This window comes from Klebsiella sp. K5-204, assembly GCF_030128585.1.
GTDB lineage: Bacteria > Pseudomonadota > Gammaproteobacteria > Enterobacterales > Enterobacteriaceae > Klebsiella > Klebsiella quasipneumoniae.
In genome coordinates, this window is the sequence record NZ_JAKUZS010000002.1 from 135,299 (window position 1) to 153,968 (window position 18,670).

Annotated in this window: 11 protein-coding genes; 8 read left to right on the forward strand and 3 right to left on the reverse strand. The window is 50.7% G+C overall.

All coding sequences use genetic code 11. From position 1 onward, the window contains the following. From MKR05_RS06155 to MKR05_RS06190, 8 genes are all read left to right on the forward strand, one after another. Positions 1 to 348, forward strand: coding sequence for a phage tail protein (locus MKR05_RS06155; protein WP_020315047.1), 348 nt, complete (start codon positions 1 to 3; stop codon positions 346 to 348). Continuing rightward, on the forward strand, positions 345 to 1,100 hold the full coding sequence (locus MKR05_RS06160) for a phage minor tail protein L (RefSeq protein WP_071080305.1): 756 nt from the start codon (positions 345 to 347) through the stop codon (positions 1,098 to 1,100). The genes MKR05_RS06155 and MKR05_RS06160 overlap by 4 nt, the downstream gene beginning before the upstream one ends. A 1-nt stretch (position 1,101) precedes the next feature. Further along, a complete protein-coding gene (locus MKR05_RS06165; protein WP_131008530.1) occupies positions 1,102 to 1,812 on the forward strand; it encodes a C40 family peptidase in 711 nt (236 codons plus the stop codon). Between the two features lie 42 nt (positions 1,813 to 1,854). After that, on the forward strand, positions 1,855 to 2,268 hold the full coding sequence (locus tag MKR05_RS06170) for a hypothetical protein (protein ID WP_074186500.1): 414 nt from the start codon (positions 1,855 to 1,857) through the stop codon (positions 2,266 to 2,268). A gap of 47 nt (positions 2,269 to 2,315) precedes the next feature. Next, positions 2,316 to 2,906: a tail assembly protein gene (locus MKR05_RS06175; protein ID WP_020315039.1), complete on the forward strand. Its 591-nt coding sequence runs from the start codon at positions 2,316 to 2,318 to the stop codon at positions 2,904 to 2,906. 64 nt (positions 2,907 to 2,970) lie between these two features. Further along, entirely contained in the window at positions 2,971 to 13,089 is a 10,119-nt protein-coding gene (locus MKR05_RS06180) for a carbohydrate binding domain-containing protein (protein WP_284118169.1), read from the forward strand. A 33-nt stretch (positions 13,090 to 13,122) separates the two neighbouring features. Next, complete coding sequence (locus MKR05_RS06185) at positions 13,123 to 14,364, forward strand: tail fiber domain-containing protein (RefSeq protein ID WP_284118168.1); 1,242 nt, start codon at positions 13,123 to 13,125, stop codon at positions 14,362 to 14,364. 430 nt (positions 14,365 to 14,794) lie between these two features. After that, positions 14,795 to 16,150, forward strand: a complete 1,356-nt coding sequence (locus MKR05_RS06190) for a HEPN/Toprim-associated domain-containing protein (RefSeq protein ID WP_284118167.1) — start codon at positions 14,795 to 14,797, stop codon at positions 16,148 to 16,150. A 325-nt stretch (positions 16,151 to 16,475) separates the two neighbouring features. Here the strand turns inward: MKR05_RS06190 and MKR05_RS06195 are convergent, their stop codons facing one another. Genes MKR05_RS06195 through MKR05_RS06205 form a run of 3 tightly spaced genes read right to left on the reverse strand, consistent with a single transcriptional unit; the run spans position 16,476 to position 18,498 of the window. Next, a complete protein-coding gene (locus MKR05_RS06195) occupies positions 16,476 to 16,895 on the reverse strand; it encodes a response regulator (protein ID WP_240822999.1) in 420 nt (139 codons plus the stop codon). Beyond that, entirely contained in the window at positions 16,892 to 17,602 is a 711-nt protein-coding gene (locus MKR05_RS06200) for a HAMP domain-containing sensor histidine kinase (RefSeq protein WP_240822998.1), read from the reverse strand. Before MKR05_RS06200 ends, MKR05_RS06195 begins: the two co-directional genes overlap by 4 nt. An 11-nt stretch (positions 17,603 to 17,613) precedes the next feature. Continuing rightward, on the reverse strand, positions 17,614 to 18,498 hold the full coding sequence (locus MKR05_RS06205) for a restriction endonuclease (protein ID WP_240822997.1): 885 nt from the start codon (positions 18,496 to 18,498) through the stop codon (positions 17,614 to 17,616). Between the last annotated feature and the right edge of the window lie 172 nt (positions 18,499 to 18,670).

The window sequence follows — 18,670 nt, forward strand, 5'->3', positions numbered from 1 at the left end:
ATGACTATTGAAACATTTTCCTGGAGAATTCAGGCCGCCAGTCAGCCCGCAATAACGAGTAAGGATAATATTCGAAAGGCGCAATTTGGCGACGGCTATGCGCAGGTTTCAGGGGAGGGAATAAACCCGGAAACCTTAAATTATGCATTTTCATTTACCGGAGATCTGCAAACAGGCCTGGATATATATAAATTCCTGCGACGGCATAAAACAAAATCCTTTGCGTTTAAACCACCCTATGACGAGCTGGCGCTATGGCGGGTTCAGGCCGACAGCCTGCAAAAAGCCGTTCTGAATAACAGAGTCATGACAGTCACTGCAACATTTGAACAGGCATTCGTACCATGAGTCTTCACGCTGATTATCAGAAACTGGAGCCGGGAGATGAAGTCCGGCTTTTTGAAATTGATGGTAGTGCTTTTAACATGGGGGATGTTTTATATTTCCACGGATATAACATTCCCCATACTGAAGCGGAAATTTTAGCCGCTGGTGGCGATGAATCGAAATTGCCCGCTAAAAGTATCTGGTGGCAGGGAACCGAATATAAAGCGTGGCCGTGTGAATTAGAGGGGATCGAATCCTCGACTTCAGGAAGCGACGCGCAGCCGACACTGAGGGTGGGCAACATTGATGGTTCGATTTCCGCGTTGTGTTTGCATTATGACGATCTGGCGATGGCTCGGGTCATTATCCATGAGACACAAAAGCAGTATCTGGATGCGCGAAACTTCCCTGAAGGTAATGCCACAACGGACCCGACGCAGGAAAAACGTCATCTGTATTTTATCGACACCAAAAGTCTTGAAACCGATGAAACAGTGGAGTTCACGCTTTCCAGCCCGATGGACCTACAGGGGATGATGATTCCGACCCGGCAATATCATTCGGTTTGCACCTGGTGTATTCGCAATAAATACCGTAGTGGCGATGGCTGCGATTATGCAGGGACAAAGTATTTCGACAAGAATAACAAGCCGGTTGATGACCCATCGAAAGACGTCTGCAACGGAACACTCACAGCCTGCAAACTGCGTTTTGGTGAGCATAACGAGTTGCCGTTTGGCGGATTTCCTGGCACGTCGCTGATAAGGAGCTGATATGCGCCAGAAAACGATTATGGCGATACAGGCCCATGCTGCCGCTGATTACCCGCGTGAGGCATGCGGCCTGATTGCCCAAAAGGGGCGAGTGGAGCGCTATTTCCCCTGCAGAAATATGGCCAGTGAGTCGAATGATAATTTTGTAATGGCGCCAGAAGATTACGCAGCGGTAGAAGACTGGGGGACGATCATCGGCATTGTTCACAGCCATCCTGATGCGACCACTCAACCCAGTGAGCTGGATAAGGCGCAGTGCGATGCCACTCTGCTCCCCTGGCATATTATCAGCTGGCCGGAAGGCGATCTGCGTACCATCCACCCACGCGGAGAGTTGCCCCTCCTTGAGCGTCCGTTCGTGCTTGGTCATTATGATTGCTGGGGCCTGGTGATGAGCTATTTTAGGCAAACCCACGGCATCGAGCTGCACGATTACCGCGTCGATTATCCGTGGTGGGAAAAGGAGTATTCGGACAATTTTTATCAGGACTGCTGGTATGAATGCGGGTTCCGGGAGTTTGATGGTCCGCCGCAACCGGGTGATATGGTGATCATGCAGGTGCAGGCGGATAAGTGGAACCATGCCGGGATTCTGCTGGAAGGCAACATGCTGTTGCACCACCTTTATGGTCATCTCAGCAAGCGCGTGCCGTATGGTGGATACTGGTTAGACAGGACGATGAAAATCGTCCGATATCGTTCTCTGTGTTAATCTTTTGTGGAGTTTTAACTATAAAGCAAAAGGGACACCGAGATGAAAAAAATTGCACTGGCGTTAGTGATCGTGGGAATTACAGGATGCGCGACTAAGCCTGTAACTAATGAGCAGGCAAAAAACATACCTTCTAAACAAATTTTAAATCCATCGCTTTTCACTAAAAAAGAAGGTACGGGCGAAGTCATCATAAAAAGAGATTCAGGCTTTATGGGAAGTGCTTGTATGACTCGAATTTATATTGATGGTAAAGAAATTGCTGATTTGGATACGGCGGAAAAAGCAGTTATTTATCCTGTAATAGGTACTCATATCTTCAGTGCCTGGCCTAAAGGAATGTGTGGTGGGGGTATGAGTGAACAATCAGGAGAAGTTACCGAAGGGAAAACGTTAATGTATCGTGTAGGTTATGGGACCAACGGTGATTTTGGTATATACCCTACAGCTTTTTAATTTTTTACGGGAAAAGCCGCCGTCAGGCGGTTTTTTTAAGAGAAAACATGAAAGAAGTCATGACGCGTATTGAACTAAGTGGAACGCTCGGTAAAAAGTTTGGGAAAACTCATTATCGCCTTATTTCATGCCCCCATGAAGCAGGAATAGCACTGGCGAGTACCATTCCTGGATTTGAAAAATTCATGATTACCAGCGAAGAGCGTGGACTAACCTATGCGGTATTTAAAGGAGAAAAAAACATAGGGGTAGACGACCTAGGATTTCCAATAGCAGGAGAGGTAATTCGGATTGTGCCTATAATTATTGGCAGCAAAAAAGCTGGTTTCCTTCAAACTATTTTAGGCGCGGTTATTGTCGCAGTTGGAGCCATAGCCTCTATCGGATTTGGCCAGGCATGGGGGGCTAATGTAATGATGGCAGGGGCAGCAATGTCGATAGGTGGTGTAGCTCAGATGCTTTCCCCTCAGCCTGGGGGGCTGGCACGAAAAGAATCCCCCGACAATAAAGCCAGCTATGCCTTTGGTAGCGTAACCAATACCGCCTCACAGGGTTATCCTGTTGGTTGGCTATATGGTAAGCGGCGAATTGGCGGGGCGATTATTTCCGCCGGTATCTATGTCGAAGACCAGCAATAAATAATTAGTAAGTTATACCATCCAATTCAGGCCACCTCGCGGTGGCTTTTTTTATGGACGTAATATGGCAAATAACATCATTAAAGGGCGCAAAGGTGGCAGTTCAAGCCAACGTACACCTACAGAACAGCCGGACGATTTACAGTCTGTAGCAAAAGCCAAAATTCTTATCGCATTGGGTGAGGGTGAATTTGCGGGTGGTTTAACCGGGAAAGATATTTATCTCGACGGTACTCCTCTTGAGAATGCCGATGGTTCTCAAAACTTCAGCGGAGTAGCCTGGGAGTTTCGTCCTGGCACGCAGGCGCAGAGTTATATTCAGGGTATTCCCGGTACCGAGAATGAAATTAGCGTAGGGACGGAAGTTTCCAGCCAGACCGCCTGGACCCACACGTTTACGAATACCCAGCTTTCTGCCGTTCGCGTCCGCCTGAAATGGCCCTCCCTGATGAAGCAGGAAGACGACGGCGATGTGGTGGGGAATACCGTTAAATACGCCATCGATTTACAGACGGATGGCGGAGCCTGGCAGACCGTACTCGAGACCGCCGTCTCCGGCAAAACTACTTCCGGGTATGAACGTAGCCACCGCATCGATTTACCGCAGGCAGGCAGCACCTGGACGCTGCGTCTTCGCAAGATATCGCCGGACGCGAACAGCGTGAAAATCGGCGACGTCATGACGCTGCAGAGCTACACCGAGGTTATTGACGCGAAGCTGCGTTACCCACACACCGCGCTGCTGTACATCGAATTCGACTCCAGCCAGTTCAATGGTTCCATCCCGCAAATCTCCTGCGAGCCGCGTGGGCGTGTTATCCGTGTCCCGGATAACTACAACCCGGAAACGCGCGAATATACCGGCACATGGACAGGGGGCTTCAAATGGGCATGGACTGATAACCCGGCATGGATTTATTACGACATTGTTGTCTCTGATCGTTTCGGTCTTGGCGATCGTCTGACCAGCGCGAATATCTCCAAATGGGCGCTCTACCCGATTGCGCAGTATTGTGATCAGTTGGTTCCCGATGGCAGGGGCGGCGATGGCATGGAGCCTCGTTATATCTGCAATGTCTATGTTCAGGAGCGTAACGACGCCTACACCGTACTGCGCGATTTCGCTGCTATTTTCCGGGGGATGACCTGCTGGAGTGGTGAGCAGATTATCGTTCAGGCCGATATGCCGCGTGATGTCGATTTCAACTATACGCGCGCGAATATTCTTGGTAGCCCGCGATATTCCAGCAGCACCAGTAAGGCCCGCTACACCAACGCGCTGGTTTCCTGGTCTGATCCGGATAACGCCTATGCCGATGCGATGGAGCCCGCATTTATCCCGGAACTGGTTTCCCGATACAGTTTTAACCAGCTGGAAGTCACGGCCATTGGTTGTACGCGGCAGAGTGAAGCCCATCGTAAAGGGTTGTGGGGGATCCTGACCAACAATAAGGACCGCATGGTCGAAATTGATGTCGGGCTGGACGGCAGGATCCCGCAGCCGGGTTACATCATTGGGCTGGGCGACGAACGGTTGGCCAGGCGAGTTAATGGTGGTCGTATCAGCGCGGTGAATGGACGCGTAATCACGCTTGATCGTGATATCGATGCAAAAGAGGGCGACCGCCTGCATCTGAACCTGCCATCGGGTATTTCGCAGGCACGGACCATTCAGTCGGTAAACGGTCGTCGGCAGGTGACGGTTACAACGGCATACAGTGAGACACCAGAGGCGGAGTGCGTCTGGATCGTCGAATATACTGACCTGGTGCCGCAGCAGTACCGCGTCATTGGTGTAAAGGACAACAATAACGGCACGCTCACCATCACCGGCGTGGCACATGACCCGGATAAATTTCCCCGCATCGATACCGGCGCTATTATCGACCAGCGTCCGGTTAGCGTATTGCCGGCGGGCAACCAGTCACCTCCTGACGATATTGTCATCACATCCCGCTCGGTCGTGAATCAGGGGATCAGCGTCGAAACGATGCAGGTCAACTGGTCAGCGGTCAGCGGTGCGATTTCCTATGAGGCGCAGTGGCGACGAAATGAGGGAAACTGGATCAGCGTGCCACGTAACTCAACCACTTCGTTCGAGGTTAGCGGTATTTATGCCGGCCGCTATCTGGTGCGTGTCCGCGCGATCAATGCGGCGGAGATTTCGAGCGGCTGGGCGTATTCCGAAGAGAAGACCCTGACCGGGAAAGTTGGTGAACCGCTGCCGCCGCTGGCGTTAACGACGGCATCACTGACCGCGGGAATTGAGATCCGCTGGGAGTTCCCTGAGGGGGCGGAGGATACCCAGCGCACTGAGCTGCAGTACAGCCCTGATCAGGACGGTAAAGGCGCGCTGCCGCTGACCGATTTAGCGTATCCTGGTAAAAAGTACCAGCAGATGGGGCTGAAGATTGCCACACAGTTCTGGTATCGCGCACGCCTGATCGACCGCCTCGGTAATGCCTCGCCATGGACCGGCTGGGTGCATGGAATGTCCAGCGATAACGTCGATGACTATTACCAGCAACTCGATGATGCGATTAAAGACACGGATACCTACGAAGAGCTAACTGGCGGTATTAAAGAGGTTTCAGACAGCGCGCAGGCTGCTAAGGATGCCGCACAGGCTGCACAGGTGACTGCTGACGGCGCTGTAGCAACCAACAAGCAGCAACAGCAGCAGCTGAACGACCAGCTTGCTGATATCCGGCAGAACGCGAAGGACATCACCGACGCTGCGAACGCTGGGGCCGCTAACGCCGGGGCTATTGCTCAGGAGATCCTCGATCGTAAAGCTGGCGATATCGCCACCGCCAATAAGGCGGCCAGTGACGTCGCGGACGCTATCGCCAAAGCTGAGACTGACGATGCAGCGGTTGCGGCGCAGGCTGCGGCCAATCTGCTGACGGCGAAGAACGAAGTTGAAGCGCAGATCAGCACCACGAACACCACGATGCAGGACGGTTTCGACAGCCTGGCGCAGCAGATGGCCTCCATCTCCGCTGGCACTGGCGAGCAGTTCGACAGTATCGCGATCTGGTACTTCGACAACGGTCCTGAAGGCTGGGCATCGAACGACAACAACACCAACCTGTTGCCGGTCGATCAAGACGGCTGGATCTACCCGGCTGGCGCAACGTCAACGATGCGCTCACCGAACCCGCTTGCGATCGATGCGCGCAGCTACAAGTACATGCGGCTTCGCATGAAGCGCACAGGCAATCCTGCATGGGCTGGCAAACTGTACTGGATCGGAGCTGAGGAAACAGGCTGGACTGACGCCCGTTCACTGACCATCCCGGCACCTGACTTTGACCCGGCAACCGGCGTGACTGTTCTATCGCTTCCCGATCTGCTGTGGGCGACATCCGGCACCCTGCGCCGCCTGCGTCTGGACTTTTCTACCAACCAGGATGCCAATAACTACTACGCCGTTGACTGGTTGGCAGTAGGCCGTCCGACACCTGGCGCTTCGCAGGCGCAGATACAGGATCTCAAGACTGCCATGACCGCTGCGGATTCTGCAGAGGCTGCGGAACGTAACACGCTGGCTGTTCAGCTACGCGGCAACTATGAGGGAACCGACCCGGCGAAGCTGGTAACTGGCATCATTTACAACGAGCGCCAGACACGCGTTACCGCAGAACAGGCGATCGCCAGCGACGTCAACACCCTGCGCACCGACTACAACGCGAACAAGGCGGTAGTGACCCAGCGCCTCGACACGCTGACCAGTGAGAATCAGGCGCAGGCGCAGGCACTCACCCAACTGCAAAGCGGTCTGACCGACGCGAACGGCAGGATCACGGCGAACGCCACCGCCATCACCCAGCTCAAGACTGATGTGACAAACATTGACGGGCGCGTGACGGCGAACAGCCAGCTTATCACCGGGCTTGAGAGCACGCTGAACGGCGACGCTATCGCACTGGCCGCTAACCCGAATAACCTCCTGACGAACACCGGCTTCGAGCGCAAAACGGCAGCGTGGACTGGCTTTAACGCCTATTCCGACGTGTACGCAGCACAGGTGCCTAAATCCGGCTCTATGATCCTTCGCGGGAAGGCTGGCGGCATTGCCTCCATCGGCCAGAACGTCGCCAACGTTCAGAAAGGGCGAACCTATCGCTACGGTGGCTGGGTCAAGCGCTCCGGCGACATGGCGATGAGTCCGAACACCACCGGGAATAACAAGTTCCGGTTAGGCAACGCTGATACTGGTACCGGCCCGCTGTCCGAACTCCTGTACAACGCCACCAACGTCGGCACTAACTGGACGCTGTTCACCAAGGACTTCACCGCTTCCAGCGACATGACGATTTTGTATAGCGTCAACTGGATCCTCACCGCTGGTGAAATCTACTTCGACGACGTCTTTTTCATCGACGTGACAGAAGAAATCAGGAATAACGCCAACGCCAGCGCGATCACCGGGCTGACTACCCGCGTCACCGCCGCAGAGGGTGCCATCACCACCAACAGCCAGGCGATCACCCAGCTCAAAGGCGACGTGAGCACCTTGCAGGGTCAGATGGCGACCAAGGCCGAAGCGAGCGCATTGCAGCAGCTGGCAACCACTGTTATCCAGCAGGGGAATACGCTGGCGTCGCAGGGGCAGGCTATCACCGATTTGCAGAACACTGCGCAGAACGGGAAAGCGAAGTACTGGCTGACCAAGGTCTTCGACATCAAGGTGAGCGGTAGCGGGTACATCCCGAAACTGTCCGACCTGTCTGGCGTTCCGCCGCTGGCCGTGTCTGAGATGGCCGACGCTGCAAAACTGGACTTCCTGACTTACGGCGACTACAAAATCGCGTATGCGAAGTCGCTGGTGTATGTCGCAGCTGACAAGACTATCGCAATTGCTCCTGGCTCACGCATCGTGGACGACACCGCGCGCCTGTACATCAACGGGGCAGAGGTAGCCACCTTCGGTGCAGGGACTATCACCTATAGTCTGGTGCTCAAGAAGGGCTGGAACACGCTGGAATTTGTGGTTGCACAGATCACCGGCCAGTTCTTTATCAACTTCGGGCTCAAACTCTCCGACAACGTTGATCAGCTGTTCAGTGGTGCCGGTCAACTGGCGGCTGCATCCGCATCGCAGATCCTCTCCTCTCAGGTTGAGCAGACCTCCGGGAAGGTTGACGCGAACAGCGCCGCGATTGTCACGCTGAACAACTCAGTGCAGGACATCAACACCGCGCTGAACAACAAGGCCGATGCGAACGCGTTGCAGTCACTGACCACCCGTGTCACCTCTGCCGAAGGGAAGATCACCGCGCAGGGTAACGCCATCACCCAGCTGACCAGCGACTTGTCGACGGCGAACGGGAAGATCACCGCGAACTCCACGGCGATCACGAACCTGACCACCCGCGTCACCACCGCAGAAGGGAAGATTGATTCACAGGCTGAGTCCATCACCACAATCAACTCCTCTCTCAAGGGGGTGCTGACTCAGGCCGCGAACCTTATCCCGAACCCGACGGTAGACCCGGCATACCCGCAAATGGGGATGACCGTAGTTTCCACTGCATCCGAAGGCGTTCCGGGGGGATGCCCTTACGCGTGGGCGATCAAGTGTCAGTACCGCGATCACGTCCCGGTAATGAATAACATCCCGTGCCGCGAAGGACAGGTGTTTGAAATCTCTGTACTGGCTGCATGTGGCACCGGCACCGCGCCGTTCCAGCACTACATCGGGACAGCGTCTAGCGTGGCCTCTGGTATCGGCTCACCGCAGGCGAATGGCGGCCAGATCTCCGCAGCAACCGGCGCACAGTGGACGCGCACCACCTGGCGCTTCAAGGCTAACGCCACGCATGCTGCGAAGGGTTATTTCCGCCCGTTCCTGCAAATTGCGCAGACTGGCCCGGACTTCGGCTCTGTCTGGTACGCCACTGACTGGAGCGTTCGGGACGTCACCGCAGCAGCGACCGCAGAAGGCAAGGCAGACGCCAATGCCACAGCGATCACCCAGCTGACCACCCGTATCACCACGGCGGAAGGCTCGATCACGTCTCAGGGCCAGGCCATCACGAAACTGACCAGCGACCTCAACACGCTGACCGGCATCGTCAACACTAAAGCCGACGCTGCGGCGCTGATTGCGCTCACCACCCGGGTCACGACTGCCGAAGGCAAGATTGATTCTCAGGGGACGGCGATCACCCAGCTCAACAACAGCATTGCGGCTACTGATTCCTCGATCGACGCACAAGGCAAGATCCCGGGGAACCTGCTGGCGAACGCCTCGTTCGAACGCGGAACCGCATCGTTCAGCGGCTGGAACTCGCTGTCTACTGTCGTCACCCTCAGCATCCCACACAGCGGAACCAAGGCTCTCAAAGCTGCATCAGGCGGGAATACTGGCGTGGGTCAGAACGTGGAGATCACGCAGGGCCGCCGGTACCGCTTCGGTGTGTTCGCGAAACAGGATGCAGGCACAACCATCCAAGATCCGGGCAATACGAAATTCCGTATCTCCGACTCTACCGGCCTGCTGATTGGCACGAATTACGGCCCGTTTACGGCTGACTGGCAACACGTCTTCATGGACTGGACAGCCACGAAGACCACCACCGCGCTGTTCCAGCTGACCACTGCACTGAGCGCCGGGGCGATGTACTTCGACGACGTCTACGTGGTCGACATCACCAACGACACCAGGATCCAGGCGAACGCTGACGCCATCACCTCGCTGAACACTAAAGTGACCCAGCAGGGAAATGACATCACGTCGCAGGGTAGTGCGATCACCCAGCTGAATAACTCGCTTAAAACTGTGCAGTACAGCAACAGCAACCCGTGGGTGGATGGCTCGTTTGAGTCCTACGCGGACGGCCAGATCATCGGCGGCGCGAACGGCTCAGTGACTACCGAGTTCTTTTTCAGCGGTGAGAAGTCGCTCAAGTGTCGCCGTGCTGACGGTGAATCCGGCAACGCTGACAAGACTTTCGGCAACGAGACGGCCATTCGCGAAAGCGCTGTATACCGCTTCGAATGCTGGGCGATGATGCCGGAAACTGAGACGCCGCCGGAAGGCTGGAGCTGTCTTGTCGGCTTGATGGTTCGCACCTCAGCTGGTCAAGCCGCATGGCCTACCGCGCTCAATATCAACGAGACGACGCTTGCAGCTGGTGGCGGACGTGGTAAGTGGGTCAAGTTCTCCGGCAAGATCGGTGCCGGTGGCGCACAGAAGACACGCGGCCGCCTGTGGATCTCCTGCCGTGGCACATCCGGCGGCCCGGGGTATCGCGTCTACATCGACGATCTGGTGATCACCGACGTTACCGACGCGCACGCAGCGCAGACCACTGCCGACGCGAACGCCAGCGCCATCACCGGGCTGACTTCTCGCGTGACCAGTGCGGAAGGCAAGATCACTTCTCAGGCCGATGCGATCACCAAGCTGAACGGTGACGTGAGCACCATCAACGGCACGCTGAGCCAGAAGGCGGACGCCAGCGCAGTCACCGCACTGCAAACGCGTGTGACCACCGCAGAAGGCCAGATTGCGAGCCAGGGCACGGCTATCACCAACCTGAACAACGGTCTGGAAGCATTCCGCCGCACCGGCGAGAACTTGATCCAGAACTATGACTTCCTGCAACTGGGTACCGCATTCAGCGTGCAGCAGGACAGCGTCAGTACCGTGACCTTCGGCGCGTATGGCGCCGGGAAGAACGGTGTCCGCATGGTTCGCGCTAACGGTACATCTCCGGGCCTGTTCGCGAACAACAAAAAGCCGGTACCGCAGAACGGACAGCGTCGTTATCGCTATGTCGTGCGTGCGAAGGGCGTAAGTGGGGCAATGAACCTCCTCATGCGTCGCTGGAACTTCAACGGCACCGTGGAAGGCTCTTACGCTGACAAGAACAACACGCTGACAACCGACTGGCAGACCCTGACCTGGGAAACCGATCTCAATCAGGCAAGCGGCGTCGACGGCGCGGCGTTCGGCATCTATTGCCACCCGTCCAACGCTGAGATCCTGATCGACTCCTTCAAGGTGTACGACATCACCGAAGAGGTGACGATCAAGGCGAACAGCACGGCAATCACCAGCCTGACCACAACCGTCACCCAGCAGGGCCAGGACATCACCGCTCAGTCGAACGCGCTCACTCAGCTGAAATCCAGCCTGACGAATGACGCGGTAGCACTGGCGGCGAACCCGGATAACATGCTGACGAACACCGGCTTCGAGCGCGGAACGGACAACTGGGGCGGCTGGAGTTCACGCGCTGACGTCTACGCTGCGCAAGCTCCCAAGTCTGGCGCGTACATCCTGCGCGGTAAGGCTGGTGGCAACACGGCGGTTACTCAGAACGTCCTGAACGCGAAAGCAGGCCGCACCTACCGCTTCGGTGGTTATGCGAAGCGCACCGCTGATATGGCGATCGGTGCCAACACTGTCGGGAACAACAAGTTCCGCTTGGGTAATGCGACTACCGGCGCTGGCCCGCTGTCTGAGCTGAACTTCTCAGAAGCGAACATCGGTACCAACTGGACGCTGCTCACAAAAGACTTTGTTCCGGCGACAGATATGGACGTTGCCTACTCGATCAACTGGAACCTCGCCACCGGTGAAGTCTACTTTGACGACGTTTTCTTTGTGGACGTCACCGACGAGATCAACAACGCAGCGAACGCGACGGCTATCACCAACCTGACCACCCGCGTCACGTCGGCAGAAGGCAAAATCACGTCGCAGGGTACGGCGATCACTCAACTGACCGCAGACCTCAGCACCGCGAACGGGAAGATCACGGCGAACGCCAACGCCATCACCAGCTTGCAAAGCACGGTCATGCAGCAGGGCAACACCCTGACCACTCAGGGCCAAGCTATCACCAAGCTGAACAGCGATCTGTCTGACCTGTCCGGCGTTGTCGACACGAAGGCCAGCGCAGTAGCTGTTAGCGAGCTGACCACCCGCGTCACCAATGCGGAAGGGAAGCTCATGGCGAACTCAACCGCGCTGAACAGCATCACCTCACGCGTTGATGATGCTGAAGCGTCGATTGATAGCCTGAACGAAACCACCGCAGCGAACGGGCTGGCGATGGCAAACGGCTTCCAGCAGCTGCGCGCGCAGATTGGTGACAATCAGGCAGCCATCACGCAGACCAACAAGGTCGTAGCTGATGTGGAAAAAGCGACAGCTGAGCAGATAAATACCGTTCAGTCGTCGGTAAACGGTATGTCGGCAACTGTTCAGGAAGTATCCAGCACCGTTGCGGACATTAATGGCAAGCTGGGCGCGCAGTGGGGCGTCAAAGTGGCTACTGATACCGGTGGTGCAAACCCTCGCGTAGCAGGTATTCAACTGGGTATTGATGCAACCGGTAGCTCACAGTTCCTGGTACAGGCCGACACTTTCGCGGTGTATACCGGCGGCACAGGGAAAGCCTATCCGTTCATTGTGCAGGGCGGTGTGGCCTACATGCAGGAAGCGTTGATTCGTGATGGTTCGATCTCCAACGCGAAGATCGGCAACGTCATCCAGTCGAACAACTACGTCGACGGTTACAGCGGCTGGAGTATCAACAAGGACGGTAGCGCGCAGTTAAATAATGTGGTCATTCGCGGCACGGTATACGCAACTAATGGTCGATTTGATGGAACGGTGTATGCCAACAGAATTGAGGGGGATATTGGCTCATTTGCCATCAATATCGCTCAGCACCGCACACGCAAGGTACCTAAAGCAACGTGGCAGTGGTTCGAGCTTGCTCGCTTCCGTAGGCAGAACTTTGACCAGGTAATCAACATCCGTGGCGGCCTGCTACAAACAGACCGCATCAGCATTGACGGCGGCGGCACGCTTCGCGCGGGCATGTCCTACGCGCCTGGCTCAGATGGTGGTCTCGATCCTGGCTACCTGTCGTATGCAATGTTACTCCGTGGAACCGGCGCAACTTCCGGCGGTGGCAGCATGGAGATCGGCATTGAGCTTATGTACGAAACAGGTGGGGCGGACCGCCTGTTAACAGCACAAGAATCAATGAACGTAGACAACATGTCGTTCGTCGTTCCTGCTGGTACCGGTGATGCTGTTCTGCGATATGGCTGCTACCTGGATCGTAACGGTCAGATGGTGTTGACCATCCTCTCAAGGTTTGACGCCTTTGCCGCGCGCAATAACAACGTAATCCGTGGTTCGTCCACACCATAGAATGGAGGCGGCCCCTTTGGGGGCCGGTATTAAATGGCAATAATTAGCGACCAACTCGCGGCGGACATCCACAACGCTTTCAGCAAATACTACACAGACCTGGCCAATCAGGATCAAATTTTCTTTGGCGTCGGTGACGTGACAATCACGAAGCAGGACGGCACCACCGCCACCGTGCGCTCGTGGAACAAGGTTATTGGCGCTGTGGACACTGCCGCGCAGCGCGGAACGGTGAACACGTTCACCGCCCTGCAAACGTTCAGCGCCGGGATTAACGTGTCGGCTGGAAACATCAACGTCATGAACGACAACAGCATGATCATTCTCGGGAAGAACAGCGATCTTGCGCTCCTGAAAAAATCAGGGCAGGGCGGAACCATCGCCGTCGGCAGCGGGACGCCGTTTAAGGTGCAGCGGGCCAGCACTGCAACCGTAGCACCCGGCTCGACGTATGAGGATATTTTCGTCATTGGCGTGGATAAGCAGACGACGCTACCCGGCCCGCTGTCGGCTGGCGGAAACATCAACAACACGTCGAAGGGTAAGGTACTGACGCAGGCGATCGAGCTGTCGATGAGCACGCCATACATTGACTTTCATTTCAACGGCAGCGCAGCGGACTACACAACAAGGCTTATCGAAGCGACATCCGGCGAGCTTACGCTTGAAGGTGCTTTCATGTGTAAAAAGCACCTTTACACTTGGGGCGAGGTAATGGCACGTAACATTGCGCCAAGCTCACCCGCTAACGGCACACTTGTCACTGCGGCACCGTTAAAGTCTATGCTTCAAGGACGTGGTGGCAACGGGGATTCACGCGGAGCTTACGCTGGTTTCTACTTGGAGGAATTAGTCGGGTCTGAGCACCGGGCAGTTATCTACCTTGATGGTTACTCCCGGACTGACGCATGGATTTTCCACGCTGGCGGCACAATCTCCACCGGGAAAGGTGACGTCATGACCACTGGATCAGACATGCGGCTGAAAGAAGGTTTTACGGAAGCTCCTGAGAATGCGCTGCAGCGCATTGAAAGGTTAGGGGTGTGCGAGTATCAGATGAAAGGGGAAAACCGGCGACGCCGGGGATTTATCGCGCAGCAGGCTGATACTGTGGACACAACTTACACCTTCATGGGATGTGAGCAGGAGATCGATGGGGTAAAGTTTCAGGTAATGAACGTGGACTATGTAGCTATCATTGCTGATCTTGTGTCGTCAGTTCAAGAGCTAAGAATGCAACTTACTGATTTGGCTGAAATGAATAAGTCGAATTAGTTATGGTAGTGCCGGTGCGTTTAATTACTATATATAACCAGACTTAATCAGGACCTCAATTTATGGGAATGGATTTTATCACTCTGTATGATAAGGCAAAAGATATAGAGTTGCTCAACGAAGTTGTAGTGGGAATCGTGACATTCGTCGTAAATCATGCTTGGCCTATTGATTACGAACGTTCCATATATTAGGAAGTTGAAAATTTCATTATTCTTATAACTTGTGATGATGCAATACGTAACCTGCAACGCATATAATCCCTGACAAACCTGTTACTTGCTTCGAACCTCGTGCTAATTCCTAATGATAGATATTCACTTTGAATCTTAAAGATAGCATCCCACATGTAATTTCAGAGAATAATTGGTGACAGATGAAATTTCTGGTGGTTTAATTGATTCATATTCAAAAGCTTGAAAGAGGAATTATGGGTACGGAAATTTCACTTAAGGTCTCAGGTGCACCGATAGACTGGAGTAAAAATAGCTTAGGTGTTGATCATGGGAAATTGTTCCAGTCAGCTGACCACATAATGATACCTCAGTATGAACTCTATGGTTTGGAAGACACTGCTGAAATTGATGATGAAAGACGCCTTCAGTGGACCGTACTCAGAAAGCCTCTTGTAGCGGTGGCTGAACGGGTTGAATTACTTGGGTTTTCTCTTAATGCTATTCGTGCGGAATATGAAAATATTGTAAAGCATGAGATCAACCGAAGAAACGAAATGATTGAAGCCTACCCAGATAATATTGAACCTCTAGAGAATCTTTTTAGTTTTGATGAGTTTATGAGCTTAATTAAAAGTTATGATCTAGGGAGGTTAGACAATGAATACATCGAGTTTGATTATTCAAATAAAGAAGAAAATTTAATTTTAAAACTATTCCCTAAAAACATTTTAAAAAGAATACCCCTCTATGATCATTATAACGACTCCTTCTGGTCAGAAAAAACCGCATTTTTCAGTGTTATAAACATACTTCATCCGTACTCAATAATCAAACTTTTAAGTGAAAACAAAAATAATCATAATGAATATGTCGAGTGGGATTATGGGGAGATAGTCGCTAACGGATGGGTGCACATTAACCACATAAAAACTGATATTAGTCGTGAAAATTCTTTTCTCATAGCAACTGAAGGTTCGTCGGACTCACATATATTACAAAAGGCATTCAGGTTAATTAAGCCTAGCGTTTGTGACTTTTTCCGTTTCATTGATGTAACATCCGGTCACCCATTCCCCGGCACTGGAGGATTATCAAAGTTTGCAGAGGGGCTAGTAAAAATTGATGTACAAAACCAAATCATTTTTGTGCTTGACAACGATAGTGAAGGGGTCGAAGCCTACAATAAAATAATGAAGATGAAACTTCCTTATAATATAAGTTGCATGTGTCTTCCAGATCTTAAGGAGTTTGAGAGTTTCCCTACTTGCGGTCCGGGTGGCTTAAGTTTCTCCAATATTAATAGAACAGCTGCCGCTATAGAGTGTTACTTGGATTTAACATATAGTGAATATGATTCGTATACAGTTAGATGGACTAATTATAAAAAAGATACTGGGATGTATCAAGGTGCACTTGAGTTTAAAGAGTATTATGCTAAGAGATATCTTGATACACCAGAAGCTAAGCTTATCAATAGTAAATATAACACATTCAAACTTGAGGCTGTACTTAATTCGATCATTGATACATGTTCCAAATTGTCTGGAGCTATGCGTATCGAAAAAATAAAAACCCACTATCCAAATATATGGACTGAAGAAAAAATTTAATGCCATTGAAAATTTATATGGTTTTAATAAGCTGAAAAAATTTTATATTAAGTTACCTGAATATTTCAGGCGGCATGTTGGGGTTACGATTCCAGCACGAATAGGGCTGTTTTGGCCCTGCAGATCGCTTTGGGCATGAATTCAATTTAGCCTAACGAGCAGAGAGCCTCACCTCACATGCTGAATTCAAGATATTCGACCGGTATCTATGACTGTGATTAGACCTCAAAACAAATTTTTTTCAAGTTTAATGAGTAAAAGGATAATTATGTTTCTTTAAAAAGCACAAGCTGAATTTATATAGCATGTGCTTTTTGAATAAAAATCAGGATAACAATAAAATTGACTGCAACTTATCTTTCAAAACCTTAGCTCTGCCTTTGGGTATGTATGAAACATCTAGTCGCTTGCATATTTCTTCAACTTCAGCATTATCATGCACTGAGTAAACTATAATTTTCCTTCCACTAATACCTTTGGTTCTGGCTTGTTGCGCAATAAATAAACCTCTAAATTCCTGGAAAACGTTTTGCTTTTGCTTCAATAAAGCTTCAAGTTCGGGTGAAACAGGAACGTTTAAGTCTAAAACTAAGGCCGAGTATTCATCGATTTTAGCATTGTTGATCTCTTCATATGCATCATTAACGGATGTTATAAATTTTACTGAAAAACCTAATGAGTTGGTAAAGTCCTCAATCCAATCGAGAAACATAGGTTCATCATCAAGTATTAATATTTTTTTCATTTCAAAAACCCATTTGGTATTCTGATTTCGAATTTTGTCATCCCTGCTAATGAATGATGAGCTGAGATTGACCCGTTAAACGCATTCTCTACAATTAATTTACATATGTGGAGTCCCAGGCCTGAACCAGATGATGTTCTTTGTTTTGCACTTTTAGCCCTATATCCAATCTCAAATAAATCTTCATCATTAGAAAAAGGCTCGCTGTAACCCTCAAAGGTAATAATAAGATCATTGGTTTTCTTTTGTATGTTGTTTTTTATCACTAGTATACTACCAGGTTTTCCATATTTTACACCGTTATCAATTAAGTTCATGAACACTTGCTTTAATAAATTGGGATCGCCACTAACACAATTCTGAATTGTTCTGTTTTCTAATTCAATTTTAATATGATCATGCTGTCCTTGATCTTGGAAAAATTGAGCGGACTCAATAATTGCTTGAGGTATCACTGTGGTTTTGATAGAAGAGTGTGATATTGATGCTGTATTTCCTGAAGCATATTCTGCAAAATAAGATAGATTTCGTATTAATGAGACTGTATATTCTAGTTGTGACCTGGCTCGGCGTAAGCGTTGCTCTCTTTTATGTTCTGGAACAACCCCATCGATAAGATTGTCGAGCGCACCAATAACCCCACTCATTGGATTAATAGCTTGATGAGTAATGTTTTGAATTAAAAATAATGTTTCTTTATTGTCCATATATTGACCTTTTAAGTTAGCTCTAAAACAATCTCTTCGTCTATGGTACTTATGGTAAAATTGGATAAGTGAGATATTATCTTAATGTGGTTTACCTCTGATTCTCTTAGCTCTCTGGGAATCAGGAGATGGATTAAAGATGGAGATTTTTGAACGATTGTTGGCGCCTCTTTAAGTATAAAAAATAGATAAGCTAGAAGCGCTCTGGTAGAATATTTATCAAAATATAGTAAGTTCACTTTTTTTACATCAACCCAATCAAAGTAATCAATTTCAGTATGTTCCCTAAAACAAAATCCATAACCTAAATTCACATCCAATATTCTTCGGGAAATTAGTTCACTAAACGAGTGTAATAACCATAGTTTTGTTTGTGATACTTCGCCAATTTCAGGTGATAAAGAATTTGTTATTCTAAGAAGAAGATCGATTGATGGCATGAAAGCTTCGATATTCGATTCGCTCTCAGGCTTTAAACCATATTTTTTTGCTATTTGTGGGTATAGGTTTAGTTTTGCGCAAAGATCTACTGCGCCCCAAAATCTAATAATTGGTTTTTTGTTTGAGTCGTTCCAAAGTCTAACTTGATCTATAGCTTGTGGTGAAAGTGATGAGCTTGTTATAAATAAAAGTATATCTGCGACATGAGTTTCAGCATAAGCAATTTTATTCCAAATAGTAGGCCAATCAACTGATGAAGTGTAACGTTTGCACTCTATGTACCATTTTTGTCTTTGATACTGCCCAGATAAATCACATATAAAATAATCACCTTCTATATCACGACCTGAATCACTACCAGGGGTTCTCCACACAGCATTTCTTAATCCTAAGGCCGTAACAATATCAAAAGTTAAATTTTCGAATTTCGTTGGGGATAAGTTCAGAAGTTCCATTTTTAAATCCTCTAAGGCAGATATAATTATATCTTATCATCTTAGTTATCATAAAATTTTATCTAACCCTACTAACCTTAAATTGCATGTTTTTTCAATTTTGCCTTAACGAAGTTGATCTTCATTAGCAATTTTCTCATTCTTTACCTTGAATACGATCTCATTATTTATG